Below are 17,666 nucleotides of genomic sequence, written 5' to 3'. Positions count from 1 at the left end.
CGCAGGTAAGTAAGGAATACGAGGTCAATAGACCCTAATAGAATTCCGTAGAGAGGGATAATGACTAAAGGTATAGATAAATACAGTATCGACAGTACGGATTACACTGTCGGTCAAGATAACGTCCAAAAATGGGGTTTTGATGTTCATAACCCAGTATTTGGTATTAGTGCGGGACTTATCGCTTTGTTCCTGATCGGTGTTCTTATTACAGATACCGCTTCAGCAAAGGCTGCGCTAGATGGCGTTAAAGGCCAGATTATCAATTCGTTTGATTGGCTTTTCATCTGGTCGGGTAATATTTTCGTAATTTTCTGCTTAGGTTTGATTGTTTCTCCGTACGGCAAAATCCGCCTTGGTGGTGTTGATGCGACGGCAGATTACTCATTCTTCTCTTGGCTATCGATGCTGTTTGCCGCAGGTATGGGTATCGGCTTGATGTTCTGGAGTGTGGCAGAGCCAGCGGCTTACTTCACGGGTTGGTTTGAAACTCCGTTAGGTGTTGAACCAAACACACCAGAAGCTGCAAAACTGGCATTGGGCGCAACCATGTATCACTGGGGTCTACACCCTTGGGCGATTTATGGCGTAGTAGCACTGTCACTTGCGTTTTTCTCTTACAACAAGGGATTGCCTCTTTCTATCCGTTCTATCTTTTACCCAATTTTAGGTGATAGAGCTTGGGGCTGGGCAGGTCACATTGTTGATATTCTTGCTGTACTTGCAACGCTATTTGGTCTGGCGACATCGTTAGGTCTTGGTGCACAACAAGCGGCAAGTGGTATTCAGCATGTATTCGGCATTGAAGCGGGCCTAGGTCTGCAAGTTATTGTGATTACAGCGGTGACTTTATTGGCGGTAGTATCAGTACTTCGTGGTATTGATGGTGGCGTTAAAGTTATCAGTAACATCAACATGTTGGTGGCTTTCCTACTGCTTATCTTAGTGGCTCTAATCGGCTACGCGGTGACTTTAGGTTCTATCCCAACGACATTGATGGCATACATTGAAAACATCATTCCGTTGAGTAACCCTCACGGTCGTGAAGATGAAACGTGGATGCACGGTTGGACTGTATTCTACTGGGCTTGGTGGATCTCATGGTCTCCATTCGTAGGTATGTTTATCGCACGTGTTTCTAAAGGTCGTACGGTTCGTGAGTTCATCACAGCAGTACTGATTGTACCGACTACAGTGACTATCATTTGGATGTCAGTATTCGGTGGCATGGCGATTGACCAAATCGTGAATAACGTTGGTATTCTTGGTCAAGACGGCCTAACAGATGTATCACTAGCAATGTTCCAAATGTTTGATGCACTGCCGTTCGGGACTCTGCTTTCAATCATTGCGGTTGTATTGGTTCTAGTATTCTTCATTACATCGTCTGACTCAGGCTCTCTAGTAATCGACAGCATCACCGCGGGTGGTAAAGTTGATACGCCTGTGCCTCAACGTGTGTTCTGGGCGTTCCTAGAAGGTGCGATTGCTGTGGCTCTATTGTGGGTTGGTGGTACTGAAGCAGTACAAGCTCTACAAGCGGGTGCAATCTCTACAGCATTGCCATTCACCATCATTCTATTACTGATGTGTGTGAGCTTGCTAATGGGTATGCGTACAGAAAAACGCTAGGCTTTGTAAGCTGAAATCTACTGCAATTTATACGCAGTAGAGTGGTAAATAATATGAAGGCAGAAGAGGAAACTCTTCTGCCTTTTTTGTTTCTTCTTTACCGTGTTTTCTTGTCTCTTTTTAACATGTGAAGTGCGATAAAAATACTAATAACCGTAGAGATAATGCCGCCTTAAATTTGGCGACAAGCCAAGGAATTGACATTAGGTAAGCTTATGGTTTGCTTAAAATTATATTCCGATATTAAATTATAAAATTGCTCGAATTTAATACTGATATTGGGTAGTATGCGCGAGATTTCCCACCACTCGTGAAACTTTGACATGAAACTAACACTAAAGCAGAAGTTGATAGGCGCTAGCCTATCTGCTGTTGTCGTTATGGCTACAGCGTTGACTTGGTTGTCAGCAAACCAATTATTTGAACAGACTCGTAATGGCGTATACCTACGAGCTGAAAGCGTATCTGAAGCAGCATCTGAAGGTATTAAAAACTGGATTGATATCCGTACTGATATCGCATCAGCATTTAATGACTTTTCACGAGAGGATGATGTTGTTCCTTTCCTTAGACAAGCTCGTGTAGCGGGTGGCTTTGACGATATCTTTTTAGGTACTCCAGAAGGTGGAATGTACCGTTCACATCCTGAACGTAATCGTGCAGATTACGATCCTCGTCAACGTCCTTGGTACCAAGAAGCAAACGCTGCAGGTAAGCAAATCATTACTACGGCTTACCAAGATGCAATCACCAAAGCACTTCTAGTAACGATCGCAGAACCTGTTCGCCACAACGGCCAACTTGTTGGTGTTGTTGGTGCAGACGTACTGATCGACCAGTTGGTTAACGATGTAATCAGCCTTGATGTTGGTGACAACGCTTACGCAATGCTAATTGATGCCTCTGACGGCACATTCCTAGCACACCCAGATTCAGCACTAAGCTTGAAGCCGGTAAGCCAACTTTCAAACGATATCTCTATGCCTATCATCGAAAACGCAGTGCGTACGGGTAGCATCGAGATCATCAAAGAGCGCGGCGCAGACAAGCTGCTTTACTTCACGAAGGTGCCTAACACTAACTGGATCTTCGCGGTTCAGATGGACAAAGCAACAGAAGAAGCGAACCACTCAACGCTACTTACTCAGTTGATCATCACTGCTGTCGTTATTACGCTCATCGTAATCGTACTCGTGTCTTGGTTAGTAAGCTTCCTATTCCGCGACCTAAACCGCGTTTCAGCAGCACTTGAAGAAATTGCTTCAGGTGAGGGCGATCTTACTCAACGCCTTGAGCCTAAGAGCGACGACGAAATTGGTCAGCTTGCAGCAAACTTCAACCGCTTTGTGGGTAACATGCACACCATGGTGATCAAGCTAAGCGAAGTATCTGCTGCGCTAGGCAACCAAGCACGTCAAACGGCTTCTCAAGCTGAAGAACGTAGTGCTCGCATCCAGATGCAACAAGACGAAATCAACATGGTAGCGACAGCTGTTAACGAAATGGCTGCGGCAACACAAGAGATCGCGGGTAACGCTGACCACACGGCACAGAATTCATCTGAAGCGGTTGGTGCGTGTGAGCACGGTACTGGTCAAGTGACACAGACTCAAAGCTCAATCCAAAACCTTGCTCAAGAAGTTCAAATCGCAACAAACGTGATTCTAGAACTTGAAGAGCACGGCAACAGCATCAACGCTATCTTGTCGAACATTCAAGGTATCGCAGAACAAACTAACTTACTTGCACTTAACGCGGCGATTGAAGCAGCACGTGCCGGTGAGCAAGGTCGTGGTTTCGCAGTAGTAGCGGATGAAGTTCGAGTTCTGAGCCAACGTACACACGGTTCAACGCAAGAAATTCAACAAACGATTGAGTTGCTGCAAGGTACAACAGGCAAAGCGGTTAACATCATGAACGATAGCCGTACACTTGCTGAAACCAGTGTTGATGACGCGAACTCAGCGGCTGCAAGCCTAACGCAAATCCATGCTGCTGTTGAACGCATCAGTGACATGGCAACACAGATTGCTTCTGCTGCAGAAGAGCAAGCGTCAGTAACGTCTGAGATTACTCGTAACACTGAAGGAATCCGTGACGTATCTAACGAGCTAGCAGACGAAGCACACCAAGCTGCAGAGCAAGCTGCGCAGCTTTCTGAACTGTCTCACGAGCTAGAAAGCGAAATCAGCCGCTTCAAGCTGTAATCGAAGCCAATATAACAAAGCCCTGACTTAGGTTGGGGCTTTGATGTATCTGTACAATCTAGACTAACGAGTTATTTAAACTCAAACTTGCCCTTCATGATTGCCCAGTGGCCCGGGAATGAACATAGGAAAGAGTAGTCGCCACCGGCTGTCATTTTCTCTGTGCTGAAAGTGATTGAGGTTGACTCGCCACCACCGATAACACGAGTGAAGGCGTAAATGCGGCTGTCGTCAGGTTTTACGTAGTTATTGTCGATACCTGCCGACATACCATCGATGCCTACTGCTTGTAGCGACGCAGTGTCTGTTATAACGACGTTGTGACCCATTGATTGGGCTGGCATAGAACCAGTATGGTTTAGCGTCAGCTTCGCTTCTTTACAGCTCGCTGGAACGCTTAATGTGTCAGTTGAAAATTTCATTTGATCACTAGCATCAATCGATACTTCACATTCCGAGCTCGCTTGAGCGGTAAAGCTAGCACCTACAAGCGCTATCGTTGTTGCGATTAATCGTAAAGACATACACTGTTCTCCATTATTTTAGGGGGAGGTTATTCCATGAGATTGATCAATACGTATTATCCTAGAAAGATGATCATAGTAATGTGCTACGACTTGAATTATGCGCAACTCGTTACTTATAAATGGTAAGTTTTTGTAGGAAAGGGCAAAACTAATCAGCGCATGAACAACCGTTTAGGGGGGAATGGTTGCTCGATACTAGAATTACAGACAACAAAAAGCCCGAGTATGAACTCGGGCTTTGAATGGTTTTCTTTATAACTTATGAAGGAGCTAGATTGCCTGACGAAGTTGGAAGTAACGTCCTTCTTCGTTTAACAGCTTCTCGTGAGAGCCGTTTTCAACAATCTCGCCTTGTTCAATCAGAACGATAGAATCCATCGACTCTAGACCAATCAAACGGTGTGTAATGAAGATAACCGTCTTGCCTTCGAAGTGTTTCTCGAACAGCGTCATGATGCTTTGCTCTGTTTGCTTATCTAAGCCTTCTGTTGGCTCATCGAGAAGCAGGATAGGGGCATCATGAAGGATTGCACGTGCAATACCAATACGGCGCTTCTCACCACCAGACAGTTGACGACCACCGTCACCCAACCAGCTATCAAGCGCGTTATTCTCCAGCAGCTTTTCTAGACCAACATCTTTTAGGATATTCGCTAAGTGATCATCGGTCGCTTCTGGTCTTGCAATCAACAAGTTGTCACGCAAAGTACCATTTAGAATGTCGACACGTTGGCTTACCACACTGATTGATTCACGAAGCTGTGATTCATTCCACTGCGTCAGTTCAATGCCCGCGATTGAGATGTAACCCTTCTTAGGATCCCAGTAGCGAGTCAGAAGCTGAATCAGAGTCGATTTACCAGAACCCGTTTGACCCACAATCGCAACCTTGTGCGTGGCAGGGATCGTTAGGTCGACAGCGTTCAGAACACTGCGCTCAGAGTCAGGGTAGTTGAACGTCACGTTTGAGAACGTAATATCCAGTGGCTTGTTGATGTCGAGCTTCTCTTCAGCAAACTGAACTTCAGGCTCAGACAGAATAACTTCGTTCAAGCGACGAGCTGAAGACAAAGTTTGACCTAAATGCTGGAATGCACCTGCAATTGGCATTAATAGCTCGAAGCTTGCCATGGTTGCGAATGCCATTAGCGCGATGAACGGGTCTGGTGCATTACCACCCACGCCGTCAGCCGCAAGCCAAAGCATAAGAACCAGCGTCAAACCGTTGAACAGCATTAGCGCTGCTGAAGCCATACCGGTTAGGTTAGCGTTCACAAACTGATTCGCCATCAGCTTGCGTTGCGTTTCTAGAATTGCATTGCGGTAACGCTCTTCAGCACCGAACAGAGTTAGCTCGCTGTAGCCTTCAATCCAATCTAGCGTTGTCACACGAAGATCCGCTTTGTTCTGTGTCAGCTCACCACCGTTACGTTTACCCAATTTGTAGAACAAGATTGGCCAAACCAACAGCATGATCAGAAGGATAGAACCTAAGATTAAACCTAGTGAGCTATCGAACCACATTAAGAACAGAGTCAGGAAGAAAATCCCGAACACACCCACCGTCACAGGGCTTACTAAGCGCAAGTACACGTGATCCATCGCGTCGACATCAGCAACCAAGCGGTTCAGAAGATCAGCATCACGAAGGTTTGAAATACGACCTGGGATCAGCGGAGCCAGCTTCTTGAAGAAGAAGATACGCAGATCAGTTAACAATTTGAATGTTGCATTGTGGCTGACAACACGTTCACCCCAACGACCCGCAGTACGGCTCATTGCCAAACCACGTACACCACCACCCGGTAGCATGTAGTTGAAGGTTTCACGTGCAATCGTAAGGCCAGCAACCGCAGAAGCTGAAATGAACCAGCCTGATAGCGTTAACAAGCCAATAGAAGCCGACAGAGTAGCAAAAGCCAATAGCATGCCTAGCGATAGGCCAAACCAATGCTTTTTATAGAGTTTCAGGTAAGGCAGTAAATCACGCATCTAAATTACCCTTATTATCTTGTTGAGCTAAGTTCGCGTTCAGCATCTCTTCAAACAAACCACCCGCAGTCGAAAGCTGAGAGTAATGACCTTGTTCAACCAGACCACCATCGCGCATAACCAGAATGTTATCGACCGATTGAAGCGGAGCGAGTTGGTGCGTCACAAGTAGGGCAGTGCGGCTTTCGATATTGCTATTGATGCCTTTCATTACCAACTGTTCGCTACGAGTATCTAAGCTGGCAGTGGGTTCATCGAGCAACCAGAACTGACCGTCTTGAATCATTGCGCGAGCTAGAGCCAAACGCTGAGATTGACCCACAGACAGACCGCCAGAGCGATCAGAAATCATGTAATCCAAGCCGTGCTCATTTACGAATTCGTTAGCAAAAGACTGCTCAAGTGCATTCTCGACAACTTGGTCAGTGATATCGTGCTTACCTAGAGTAACGTTGTCACGAATTGTGCCGTGCAGTAGCAACGGGTTTTGACCAACCCAACTAATCGTTTTACGCCAAGAGGCTAAGTCTAGGTCACGCAGTTCAATGCCATTGATTTTCAAGCTTCCTTCATAAGGCATGAAACCAAGAATGGCGTTGATCAAACTTGTTTTACCCGCACCACTTGGACCAACTAACGCAGTCGATTGGCGAGTATTCAGTGCAAACGAGATAGGGCCAACCAGTTGAACACCTTCAGGGCTTAACACTTTGAGATCTTGAGCTTCAATATTGATGCCTTGAGCCGGATCAAGCTGAGTGTCGCCTGATTTAACCTTAGTGATGTCGGTTTCTAGGAACTCGACAATACTTTCAGCTGCGCCAACCGCTTGTTGCTTCGCGTGGTAGAAAGTACCTAAATCACGCAGAGGTTGGTAAAACTCTGGCGCCAAGATAAGGATAAACAAACCTGCGAATAGCGTAATGCCAACGCCGTAGTGGCCGAAGTTAAGCTCGCCGATGTAAGTGAAACCAAAGTAAACCGCCGTCATCGCAATCGAGATAGACGTGAAGAACTCAAGTACTGCAGACGACAAGAAAGCGATCTTCAATACATCCATGGTGCGCGTTCTGAACACCTCAGATGCACCTTTCAATACTTCTGTTTCAGCGTTTGTGCGGTCAAATAGACGGATGGTTGTCATTGACTGCAAACGGTCGTAAAAGTGACCAGAAAGACGTTGCAGTGCTTTGAAGTTTTTACGGTTTGCATCGGCTGCTTTCATGCCAACCAATGCCATGAACATCGGCACCAGTGGCGCAGTCAGCAAGAAGATAAGGCCAGCTGCCCAGTTTACAGGGAATACCACGACCAAAATAATGAATGGAATCATTACCGACAAAGACATCTGAGGTAAGTAACGAGAGAAGAAGTCCTGCATGTCTTCTACTTGTTCTAGCAACAGGGTTGCCCACGTACCGGCAGGTTTGCCTTTGATATAAGCAGGGCCTAACTCACGTAACTTATCAAGGATGAGTTGCCTGATGTAAACACGGATCTGTTCACCACAGCGATAACCTGCGATCTCACGTCCCCATGTACAGCCAGCACGGCCAACGACCGATAATGCCAAGCCTGCGAAATGACCAACCAGTTCAGATTTATCGACATTCTCGATGATCAGCTGGTGAAGAATAGAGGCGAGAAGAGCTGCTTGAGCAATTAAAAACACGCTTGAAAGTACGCCAAGGCTAATCGCAATCATAAGCCAGCGTTTCGCTAACTTACTCTGTTGCTTAAGCCACTTATTCAAGCTGCGTTGTTTTTTCTTATCCATTATGAAGGCTTAATGATAATTATTATTTGTTGAGGGCGGGTAGTATACAAAAGAAAGCCCAGTGGATATACCGCTGGGCTCTAGGGATTTACAACAAATTGTGATGATGCCCTGCATCTACTGAGGCGAGAGTTCAGATAATCAAATCTGCAATCTCAGATTTACTTATCGTTAAGACCATCTAGGAAGCGTTCAGCATCCAATGCAGCCATACAACCCGTGCCTGCAGAAGTAATTGCTTGACGGTAGTTGTGGTCCATTACATCACCCGCAGCGAACACGCCTGGGATGCTGGTTTGTGTCGCGTTACCTTCAAGGCCAGACTGAACGATGATGTAGTCATCTTTCATATCCACTTGGCCTTTGAAGATGTCAGTGTTTGGTTGGTGACCGATAGCAATGAATGCGCCCATTACTTCGATATCTTCTGTCTTATCAGACTGAGTATCTTTAATACGAACGCCAGTCACGCCCATGTCGTCGCCTATAACTTCGTCTAGCGTGCGATCAGTGTGAAGAACAATGTTGCCGTTCTCTACTTTGTCCATTAAACGCTTCACAAGAATCTTTTCAGCGCGGAACGTGTCACGACGGTGAACTAGATGAACTTCAGACGCGATGTTAGACAGGTAAAGTGCTTCTTCAACCGCCGTGTTACCACCACCCACAACCGCTACTTTCTGGTTGCGGTAGAAGAAACCATCACACGTTGCACAAGCAGAAACGCCGCGGCCTTTGAATGCTTCTTCAGACTCTAAACCTAGGTACTTAGCTGATGCACCTGTTGAGATGATCAACGCATCACACGTGTACTCGCCAGAATCGCCTTTAAGACGGAAAGGGCGGTTTGAAAGGTCTACTTCGTTAATGTGGTCGAACAGGATCTCTGTTTCAAAGCGCTCTGCGTGCTCTTTCATGCGATCCATCAGTGCTGGACCCGTTAAACCTTCAGCATCTCCCGGCCAGTTTTCCACTTCTGTTGTGGTTGTAAGCTGACCACCTTGCTGCATACCCGTAACAAGTACTGGGTTTAGGTTTGCACGAGCAGCGTAAACTGCAGCTGTATAGCCAGCAGGGCCAGAACCAAGAATCAATAAATTACAGTGCTTTACGTCGCTCATGAGGACTCCGAAATTGAAATTGTTTTTATTTATAATCGCTTAGGATTGTATGGAAAATATGGAGGCAATAAAAGGTTAAACAAGGGCTGAAGTGTAATTAATCGTTATAGTTTAGAACTTAATGGAGACAAACGTTTCCGTGGCTGGAAGATCGGTGAAAGCACCTAAAGGCTTTGCGGGAAGGGGTTGTGGCGTGTTTAGTAAGCTAAACGAGAAATTAATAATTGTAATTTTTATGCTAGCAAGCCAACGAAATGAGTTGGGGTGAGGAAAATCCTATTCAGCTTGAGTTAGAGATTAAGACTTCCACACATTTACTTGGTCTCGCTAGGGCAATAGCAAAAATCAAGTAACAAAAAAGCTCCGTGAAGGAGCCTTTCTAATTTTATTTGGTCTTTTTCGGCGCTGATGGTATTCCATCTTTCACGAATCTAACTCCCGAAGGTGGCTTCGGTGGAGGAGGTGGAGAAGCGGGTTTTTTTTCAGTCATTCCTTTACTTTCCTTTAGGGGATTGTGGCGGATTCTTTGCAGAAAACGGCTTTTCTACATTACTTTTTACACTCCTAATACCTGACGGTTTTGGGGGCGGAGATGGTTTCTGTGTTTGTGGCGTTGAGTCGCTCGACATAATTATAGGCTCCAGTGAGATTTTTCTCTTCGATTAAAATAGGTTTTGTAGGGTGTGTTAGATCCAGCTTGAAATACACAAAAATGATAAAAGCTATAACGAATGGAACGAATGAAATAACCATCCATTTCGTTGATTCGAAAGACTTCTGTGAGCGAGCATCATTTAACAATGCATTATGGTGCGTAGAATTTATCAGGTTTTCTTTAATGAATTTATTAAGTTCAAGTTCAGCTGGATTATCACCGTCATGATACTTCTCATAGTAGGTATGCATTTCCTGATAGTAATCATCAAAAACCTTTGGGGTTTCTATGTATTGATATACGTTCCCATAAAAGCTAAAAACTGAATACCTGAGGCTCATACCAAGAAGAAAAAGGTAAATAGCAACAAAAAAATAATAAGAGTATGAAACGAGAAGATCACCACTATCATCGACTACTTGAACCATGTATGAGGTTAAGTTTAACCAAGCAAACGCAAAGACAATTAATGCTTGTAGTTTAAGGTCTATTTTTTGTTTCATGTCCAATTCGTGATAGTACTGCTTCTCATAAAAAACAAATTTATTATCATTATACATATGCAAGTAAAGCCTTAGATAGACTCCGAGTAGAGCCTGTTTTTCTCTTCGAATTACCTATCCAAATTATGAAAAATAGGTCGCCAAATTGCTAATGATCGGAGTTCCTACAGTAACAATGCCAGAAGTAACATTGAGCCATTTTACTAAAGCTGATTGGGATATTTTGTCGATTACAGTTTGGCTATCTTTAGTGCTGTCATCGCGAACGATTTTAGCAACTTCAAGAAGCAACTCTTGAGGTGTGTCTTTTGGTAATCCAAGCTTTGATAAGTCCGACTCAGAAATGTAAAAATCGAAACCAATTTTTATATCCTCAAAATCACAATTATCTACATCAACCATCATTTTTTCGGGTGCTCTAACGGCAGTATCAACTCGTTTAAAATTGCTATTTTTTATGTTTAGCGGCATTTCTATTTCCTCGTTAGCATTACTTTTTACGTTAATTCCCATATTACAATTCGTGACAGCAAGATGATCGATATCAATAGAGGAAGCAGAGTCCATATCTACTGCTGTACCACAGTTTGTTATTTGGCAATCTTTGATACTAATAGTACTGCTTCTTGAAACTATGCCTTTTGATTGCGTTCTTCTTAATAGTGACTCAACAAAGTGGATAACTTCGACCTTGTTTAAATAGTGGGTCAAGACATCACATAGACAACCGGGAGGCGGGCGTCTCTTGGTTACTTCGTAGAGAGTTAAATAGCAACGAACAGCGTAACAAATAGGTGTAACTTTCATCGTATTCCTTTCTAAATTCACACCTAAACAGTATGATGTTTAGGTGATCTATTAGCAACAGGTGGCATAAAGGATTTTATCGATTTAGCTCACAATATAAGTTGATATGTCACATATAGTGAGGTTAACTCGTCACTGATAGTTCTGTCGAATTTACCCCCTTGATACAAAACGAAGGCTCACAACGAACAGCATTAGAAGAATGGACAACTTTTAGTAGGGGAAAAGCCTATGAACAGGGTGTGAATGAGTATAAGCACTAAGTGAAAGTGGGGCATAAACGTGTTAGTGAAGAGTCTCTAACATTTGTGAATACCTACTAATGTTCTTGGCTGTCAAAAAACACTAACTAAACTCTCTTCTCAATATTCCACTTCAAACACTTTCTAGGCTAAAAGAGCAATCAACTCGCTCCCTAAAAAGAAGTAAACCATTTGGGGCGGCCGAGTTCCCCCCGAACTCGACCTGTTCCAGACGCGCAAGCAAAGGCGTTTGGTTTCTGGCGTACTCATAAATTAACCAATTTCAGTTTGTTGTGTAAATAATCAATAGTTTGGCAATTGATAGGTAGGTCGTATTTCGCGGTGCAAAAGCATAGAAATGAATGATGGCGAGTGTGATGCCTGAACTCAGGCAAGGAGGCTGGCGTATTAAAGGGAAAGGGCTGACACAATATGAAACATAGCTTGCTAGTTTATAATATCGTTAAATTTAAATTTGCAGGGATTTATAACTAGCTAGTGGAGTGTGCTAGTTTTAAGAGTTGGTCATCTTTTATTCTGGTGTTATGCACTGCTTTTGAATTTAAAGTTAGTTTTACTATCTGAATTATTATTTCTGACGGGATAAATGATTGTTTAATGTTGATTTGACAAGATCTTCAAGTATCCTTTATGTAAACAAAACGTTAAATATCGAAAGTAAATTAACAATCATTAAGGAGTCGATGATGTTACATGCTCACGAAAATACCCTACATATTACCCACCTCAGTAACCACGCGGTTGAGGAGTTGTCACCTTCATTCTCTAAGCTACCAAGTACAGAGCATGCGGATGGCCAGTTTCGATTGAGAAGGTACTCGGTGGTTCAATTCAGTAATGGACAAGTCGTTGAGCTAGACAAACATAACTTTGTTCAGTCTGAAAACATTAATCACTTTCAAGGTGATGTTGTTCGTCAGTTCGAGCCGATTGAAGCACCAATTCTAAGCAGCCAAGGCATGCAAGAGATGTGTGAACTGTTTATTGAAACCAACGGGCTTGAAGACGGACAAGAAATCGAAATCCACCAAATTCGTATCGCTGCCATTTATGAAGAGACGCAGGTTGCGCCAGAAGGCGTGCACCAAGATGGCTTCGACCACATCGCGTTAATTGGTGTGAACCGTCATAACATTGTGGGTGGCGAGATCATGCTGTACCAAGATTCTCATGAAGCACCGTTCTTTAGAAAAGTGCTTGAAGACGGCGAAGTTGCAATGCTTGCAGACAGTAAGCTATGGCACAACGCACAGCCAATTCGCACCATAGAGCACGACGAGATGGGTTACATGGATGTGTTTGTTCTAACGGCTAAGGATGCGCGCAATGTCCTTCACTCTTAATGATGTGCGCCAGCAGTTTAGCGCGCTAGGCCAATACCATAACGGTAAGCCGGTGACCTTTTTTGATGGGCCGGGTGGCTCTCAGGTTCCTGAAAATGTTTTAGCATCCATGACGGAATACCTTGGGCACTTTAATTCAAACCTAGGCGGTCATTACTTTTCTAGCCAGAAGACCACAGGTTTAATGCAGCAAGCGAGAGAAGCGGCACAAGCGCTACTCCATGCTGAGTCTTCTGGCAACGTTGTGTTCGGTGCGAACATGACCTCGCTGACCTTCCAACTTAGCCGAGCGATCAGCCGCGATTGGAAAGAGGGCGATGAAGTTATCGTCACGGCGCTAGACCACTACTCGAACGTATCGAGCTGGCAGCAAGCGGCAGACGACAAAGGCGCGATAGTTCGCCAGGTTCGTGTCGACGAGTCAGATTGCAGTTTGGATATGGCGCATTTTGAGTCACTGTTGAACGAGAAAACCAAGCTTGTCGCGGTGACGTTTGCTTCGAACACGACTGGCTCTATTGTCGACATGGCAAAAGTTATTGAGCTTGCACATCAGCATGGTGCGCAGGTTTATGTCGATGCCGTTCATTACGCGCCACATCACTTGATCGATGTTCAGCAGCTGAATTGTGATTTCTTAGCGTGTTCAGCGTATAAATTCTTCGGCCCGCATGTGGGCATTGCTTATGTTGCACCTCAATGGCTACACACGTTAAAGCCTTACAAGGTTGAGCCTGCAACCAATATCGGCCCAGGCCGTTTTGAAACCGGAACACAAAGCTTTGAAGGCCTTGCAGGTGTGATTGCGGCGGTAGATTACTTGGCGCAATTCGGTGAGCCAACCGACTCATTGCGTTCTCGTTTAGAGCAAAGCTACGCGCTTTATAATAAGCATGAAAGCCAGCTCAGTGAGTACTTCCTTAAACGCTTGTCTGATCTTGAAGGGGCAAAGCTTTACGGGAAAACAGAGTTTGATTCGAACCTAAGAACGCCAACCTTTGCGGTTACCTTTGAAAACCATTCTCCAGAGTTCATCGCCAAGAAGCTGGGTGAACATAATATCTGTGTGTGGAACGGACATTTCTACGCATTAGGTTTGGTGAAACAGTTGGGTATTGAAGAGCAGGGCGTGGTGCGTATTGGTTGTATGCATTACAACTCGATTGAAGAGATCGACTTGCTGTTCAATGTGCTTGAAGGGATCTTGCGAAGCCATTAGTAGAAGTAATTAGCAAGAAGTCACGAGCACTTAATAGCGACAGAATTAGAAAAGAGCATACTTCTCTCATGAATAGTGAGTAGGAAATATGCTCTTTTTCGTTTCAGCGCGCTTATTTAGTTATCGCCTGTGACCTAATCAATACAGCGATTCGACTAAGAAAGCTGCTCAACAATTGCTACACCCACTGCGTGTGCGCTAGTTGGGTTCTGGCCAGTAATTACTCGCTCATCAACAATCACAAGTTCTTGCCACGGTTGAACCTTGTTGAAACGCGCTGCGCCACGAGCAAGCGACTCTTCCAGTAGGAATGGAATGTCGTTGATCGTACCAAAGTCGATCTCTTCTTCACGTGTAAAGCCAGTCACCGATTTAGAGCTTAGTAGCTTCTCGCCGTTGCTCAGAACAATCGGAAGCAGCGCCGCAGGGCCGTGACATACTGCCGCGACAATACCACCATCTTCATAATGCTTTGCTGCGATGCTAGCGAACTGTTCATTGGTTGCTAAATCTGAAAGCAAACCGAATCCACCTGGGTAGAAGATAGCATCGTAGCTTTCAGTATTGATTTGGCTTACTGGAATCGTATTGTTGATGCGGTTCTGGAAGTCATCATCCGCCAAGATATCAGCGTTAACCACATCTCCTTCAATATCCGTTCCGTAGAGTGGGGCTTTGCCACCATTGATAGAAGCGATGTCGTACTCAAAACCCGCAGCAATGATCTCTTTGAGAGCATGAGTCAGTTCAGGCGCATAAGTACCATTCGCTTGATCTGTATCGCCTAGTGTTGCGTGGTTAGTTACAGGTATTAGTATTTTTTTCATGATTCGTCCCTTTGAGCTGCTGTTTTTTTTATTTAGGTGCTGACGCTTTTCGTTAAGCACTGAAGCTTTTCGTTAGGCGCTAGGTATCGCGTTGTTACTTAGCTATCGCCGCCTTGTTGTATCTAATACTAGTTCCAAACTGATTAGGTGATAATATACGAAACAGGCAAAACATTGTTGCTATATAGCAAAGATAAGATACGGGTAGATTAAGTATGGACAGCTTTGAAGGTATTAATGAGTTTGTTGCGGTAGCCGAGTGTCACGGCTTTTCTGCAGCAGCAAAACAGTTGGGTTGCAGTACTAGTCATGTCAGTCGCCAAGTTTCAAGGTTGGAAGAGAGAGTTGGCGTGGCGTTGCTTGCGCGTTCAACACGGATGGTGAGCCTGACCGAATCGGGTCATACCTATTATCAGCAGTGCAAAGACTTGGTCATTGGGCTGCAACAAGCGAATGAACAAGTCACGTCTCAACAAACTCAGCTTAGCGGTACATTACGTGTTAGTGCTGCAGGCGCGTTTGCAGAAAATCATGTCGCAGCGGCGCTGATGGAGTTTGCTAAAGATCATCCTGAGCTCACCATAGAAATGAATTTCAATACCAAGATGGTTAACTTCATCGAAGATGGCATCGATTTCGCGATTCGTTATGGTCGATTGGACGATTCAGGATTGGTGGCAAGAAAGCTGGTTGATCGCCCGATGGCAGCGGCAGCAAGCAAAGATTACATTGCTGAGTTTGGTGCTCCAGCGAATCCAGAACAACTCAAGCTGCACAGCTGTATTATCGCCAACAGTGACCAGTGGTTGTTCGAGAACGATGGAAATCCGCTAACCGCAGTCAGAGTTCATGGCCGTTGGAAAAGCAACAATTCAAGCGCTGTACTGAAAGCTTGCGAAGAGGGGCTTGGCATCGTTTATCTTCCTAAAAGCAGTTTCAATGGCAGTCTTAGCAATGGAAAACTCGTCCCTGTGTTAGAAGAGTATTGGGGAGCGGGCACAAGCAGTTGGATTGTTTATCAGAACCGTCGTTTTCTTCCACAGAGAGCACGGTTAGCTATCGACTTCTTAGTCTCATATTTCTCTGATTGGAATGAATAGTTCGTAGGTTTAAAGAATAGTGCGCAGGTTTAAAAGAATAGCGAACAGGATTTGAAGTGGTTGGGAGCGGATTCTTTCATCAGTTCAAGGCCAAAAGTAGAAAAAGATAATGGTTACATTGGTATAGGTTATCTATTTCTGTTTTTTGACGCGAATAATGGGATTGAGATGCTTGTCTACTTTTACTAACTCGTGTTGGCAATTGAGTTGTAGAGAAGGCCGCAACAGTACGATATACTAGATGGCATATTAATGTCCCTAGCGCGTGATAGATTGTGTGGAAGCGTTGGCAGGATGTGTTGTTATGCTCCAGTTCGTGAAGTATAGCTATAATGCGGAGTTGGCAATGTCTTCAATAAATTTCGAATCCACGTACGGTGTAATAACTATTCAAGATATGAATGTAGTTAGTGTTGACGCTAATTATGCTCGTATTTATGGATACCAATCACCCGAAGAACTACTTTCTAATATCGATAGCTTTCTAGATTTAATCTCAGAAGATTACCATGTTTTAGCTTATCAAAATTACCTTGAAACGGTCAGCGGTCAACGAGATCCTCAGGTTCATACTTATACCAATGTTGATCGTAACGGTAGAGAGTTCACAGTGTTTTCTATCGACCATGTTACGGAGTGGCAGGGAAGACCTGCACTGCAAGTTACAGTGATCGATCTTTCCCCTGCGATTCAGCTGCAAAATGCGGTGCGTGAGCAAGATAAGATGTATCACGACATGATCATGCAATCTGGGCAGGGCATCTTGGTTCACCGAGATTTCAAGCCGCTGATGGTTAATCAATCTTGGGTCAACATGCAAGGCGCGGCTTCCATCGAGCAAGTATTAGAGCTGGACTCTATCCTTGAACTGGTACCAAAACAGAATGCCGATGGCATCAGCAAGCACTATCACGCGATCGTATCAGGGGAGTTGTCAGGTACTAGTACCGTGGTTGAAAACATTGGCTTTGACGGCGTTCATCGGTTCTTCAATATTTACGACAATGCGATTACTTGGAAAGGTCAGCCAGCCGTTCAGGTTGTGCTCGAAGATGTGACTCAAAAGGTGATGCTGGAAAAGCAGTTGGTACACCAAGCGAATTACGATGAAATGACGGATTTGCTTAACCGTAGGGCGATTTATGAGTGGCTGAGAGAGCACCTTGTCTCTGAGACTCACTTAGTGTGTATGCTGCTTGATATCGATGACTTCAAATCGATCAATGATACCTACGGGCACATGGTGGGTGACGAGGTAATTTGCGCATTGGCTGATATTACTAAGCGTAATGTTGAGGCTGTGGGCGGTGTCGCAGGTCGATGGGGCGGTGAAGAGTTCATTGTATTTATCCCTAATGCGTCGCCTCAGATTTCGCGTCAAGTGTCTGATCAGATCCGAGAGCAGTTTAATCAAACCGAATTTAAGATTGATGAACAGTTACGATTTAATTCGAGTGTCAGTATCGGAATCAGTGATAGCCAAGCCTGTGAAGACGGTGTCACGATTGATGCACTCGTGAATTTAACCGATCAATCTCTCTATCGCGCGAAAGCCAACGGCAAGAATTGTGTAGACGGAGATGTGGTTGCGCTCTAACGCCTAAAATCGTCATCGAAAGCGAATAGGATCGACAACGAAAAATGCCCTCAAGTCATCACTTGAGGGCATTTTATTTGTGCGCCGAGCATGGCG

General features: G+C 44.6%; 13 protein-coding genes and 1 pseudogene. 7 read left to right on the top strand and 7 right to left on the bottom strand.

Annotated elements, in window-relative coordinates; genetic code table 11:
* Nucleotides 1-60 precede the first annotated feature (60 nt).
* Together AB4371_RS09330 and AB4371_RS09325 are read left to right on the top strand one after the other, a co-directional pair.
* Nucleotides 61-1,632, top strand: coding sequence for a BCCT family transporter (locus AB4371_RS09330; protein ID WP_017060963.1), 1,572 nt, complete (start codon nt 61-63; stop codon nt 1,630-1,632).
* 323 nt (nt 1,633-1,955) lie between these two features.
* On the top strand, nt 1,956-3,839 hold the full coding sequence (locus AB4371_RS09325; RefSeq protein ID WP_017070254.1) for a methyl-accepting chemotaxis protein: 1,884 nt from the start codon (nt 1,956-1,958) through the stop codon (nt 3,837-3,839).
* A 71-nt stretch (nt 3,840-3,910) separates the two neighbouring features.
* Here AB4371_RS09325 and azu read toward each other — a convergent pair whose 3' ends face one another.
* The 4 genes from azu to trxB form a co-directional block, all read right to left on the bottom strand.
* The gene (gene azu, locus AB4371_RS09320; RefSeq protein ID WP_372097763.1) at nt 3,911-4,363 is read right to left on the bottom strand and encodes an azurin; all 453 of its coding nucleotides are present in this window, start codon (nt 4,361-4,363) and stop codon (nt 3,911-3,913) included.
* A 273-nt stretch (nt 4,364-4,636) separates the two neighbouring features.
* Nucleotides 4,637-6,358, bottom strand: a complete 1,722-nt coding sequence (gene cydC, locus AB4371_RS09315; RefSeq protein WP_372058016.1) for a heme ABC transporter ATP-binding protein/permease CydC — start codon at nt 6,356-6,358, stop codon at nt 4,637-4,639.
* Nucleotides 6,351-8,135, bottom strand: a complete 1,785-nt coding sequence (cydD, locus tag AB4371_RS09310) for a heme ABC transporter permease/ATP-binding protein CydD (RefSeq protein ID WP_017063579.1) — start codon at nt 8,133-8,135, stop codon at nt 6,351-6,353. The genes cydC and cydD overlap by 8 nt, the downstream gene beginning before the upstream one ends.
* A 161-nt stretch (nt 8,136-8,296) precedes the next feature.
* Nucleotides 8,297-9,256: a thioredoxin-disulfide reductase gene (trxB, locus tag AB4371_RS09305; RefSeq protein ID WP_372149502.1), complete on the bottom strand. Its 960-nt coding sequence runs from the start codon at nt 9,254-9,256 to the stop codon at nt 8,297-8,299.
* Nucleotides 9,257-9,534: 278 nt separating this feature from the next.
* Here trxB and AB4371_RS09300 point away from each other — a divergent pair.
* A pseudogene (locus AB4371_RS09300) lies at nt 9,535-9,609 on the top strand (regulator); the annotation flags it as partial.
* A gap of 211 nt (nt 9,610-9,820) precedes the next feature.
* Here AB4371_RS09300 and AB4371_RS09295 read toward each other — a convergent pair.
* On the bottom strand, nt 9,821-10,414 hold the full coding sequence (locus AB4371_RS09295; RefSeq protein WP_372125607.1) for a hypothetical protein: 594 nt from the start codon (nt 10,412-10,414) through the stop codon (nt 9,821-9,823).
* Between the two features lie 123 nt (nt 10,415-10,537).
* Nucleotides 10,538-11,221 (bottom strand): hypothetical protein, encoded by a 684-nt coding sequence (locus tag AB4371_RS09290; RefSeq protein ID WP_372149500.1) that lies wholly within the window; start codon nt 11,219-11,221, stop codon nt 10,538-10,540.
* A gap of 949 nt (nt 11,222-12,170) precedes the next feature.
* On the opposite strand from AB4371_RS09290, the gene AB4371_RS09285 reads away from it, so the two are divergent.
* Together AB4371_RS09285 and AB4371_RS09280 are read left to right on the top strand one after the other, a co-directional pair.
* Nucleotides 12,171-12,827: a 2OG-Fe dioxygenase family protein gene (locus tag AB4371_RS09285; protein ID WP_372102927.1), complete on the top strand. Its 657-nt coding sequence runs from the start codon at nt 12,171-12,173 to the stop codon at nt 12,825-12,827.
* The gene (locus AB4371_RS09280; protein ID WP_372102892.1) at nt 12,811-14,046 is read left to right on the top strand and encodes a cysteine desulfurase-like protein; all 1,236 of its coding nucleotides are present in this window, start codon (nt 12,811-12,813) and stop codon (nt 14,044-14,046) included. Before AB4371_RS09285 ends, AB4371_RS09280 begins: the two co-directional genes overlap by 17 nt.
* A gap of 155 nt (nt 14,047-14,201) precedes the next feature.
* Here the strand turns inward: AB4371_RS09280 and AB4371_RS09275 are convergent, their stop codons facing one another.
* Nucleotides 14,202-14,873: a type 1 glutamine amidotransferase domain-containing protein gene (locus AB4371_RS09275; protein ID WP_372149497.1), complete on the bottom strand. Its 672-nt coding sequence runs from the start codon at nt 14,871-14,873 to the stop codon at nt 14,202-14,204.
* 215 nt (nt 14,874-15,088) lie between these two features.
* Between AB4371_RS09275 and AB4371_RS09270 the strand changes: the two genes are divergently transcribed.
* Both AB4371_RS09270 and AB4371_RS09265 read left to right on the top strand, forming a co-directional pair.
* Nucleotides 15,089-15,973 (top strand): LysR family transcriptional regulator, encoded by an 885-nt coding sequence (locus AB4371_RS09270; RefSeq protein WP_372102888.1) that lies wholly within the window; start codon nt 15,089-15,091, stop codon nt 15,971-15,973.
* A 304-nt stretch (nt 15,974-16,277) separates the two neighbouring features.
* Entirely contained in the window at nt 16,278-17,570 is a 1,293-nt protein-coding gene (locus AB4371_RS09265; RefSeq protein WP_372149495.1) for a diguanylate cyclase, read from the top strand.
* Nucleotides 17,571-17,666: the final 96 nt, after the last annotated feature.

Origin of the sequence: Vibrio sp. 10N.261.51.A3, from assembly GCF_041471965.1 — a bacterium.
Taxonomy (GTDB): domain Bacteria; phylum Pseudomonadota; class Gammaproteobacteria; order Enterobacterales; family Vibrionaceae; genus Vibrio; species Vibrio crassostreae_C.
This window is presented reverse-complemented; position numbering and strand designations above follow the sequence as displayed.

Coding starts and splice junctions, on each gene's coding strand:
- AB4371_RS09330 (WP_017060963.1), top strand. CDS start 61: ATGACTAAAGGTATAGATAAATACAGTATCGACAGTACGGATTACACT.
- AB4371_RS09325 (WP_017070254.1), top strand. CDS start 1,956: ATGAAACTAACACTAAAGCAGAAGTTGATAGGCGCTAGCCTATCTGCT.
- azu (WP_372097763.1), bottom strand. CDS start 4,363: ATGTCTTTACGATTAATCGCAACAACGATAGCGCTTGTAGGTGCTAGC.
- cydC (WP_372058016.1), bottom strand. CDS start 6,358: ATGCGTGATTTACTGCCTTACCTGAAACTCTATAAAAAGCATTGGTTT.
- cydD (WP_017063579.1), bottom strand. CDS start 8,135: ATGGATAAGAAAAAACAACGCAGCTTGAATAAGTGGCTTAAGCAACAG.
- trxB (WP_372149502.1), bottom strand. CDS start 9,256: ATGAGCGACGTAAAGCACTGTAATTTATTGATTCTTGGTTCTGGCCCT.
- AB4371_RS09295 (WP_372125607.1), bottom strand. CDS start 10,414: ATGAAACAAAAAATAGACCTTAAACTACAAGCATTAATTGTCTTTGCG.
- AB4371_RS09290 (WP_372149500.1), bottom strand. CDS start 11,221: ATGAAAGTTACACCTATTTGTTACGCTGTTCGTTGCTATTTAACTCTC.
- AB4371_RS09285 (WP_372102927.1), top strand. CDS start 12,171: ATGTTACATGCTCACGAAAATACCCTACATATTACCCACCTCAGTAAC.
- AB4371_RS09280 (WP_372102892.1), top strand. CDS start 12,811: ATGTCCTTCACTCTTAATGATGTGCGCCAGCAGTTTAGCGCGCTAGGC.
- AB4371_RS09275 (WP_372149497.1), bottom strand. CDS start 14,873: ATGAAAAAAATACTAATACCTGTAACTAACCACGCAACACTAGGCGAT.
- AB4371_RS09270 (WP_372102888.1), top strand. CDS start 15,089: ATGGACAGCTTTGAAGGTATTAATGAGTTTGTTGCGGTAGCCGAGTGT.
- AB4371_RS09265 (WP_372149495.1), top strand. CDS start 16,278: ATGCTCCAGTTCGTGAAGTATAGCTATAATGCGGAGTTGGCAATGTCT.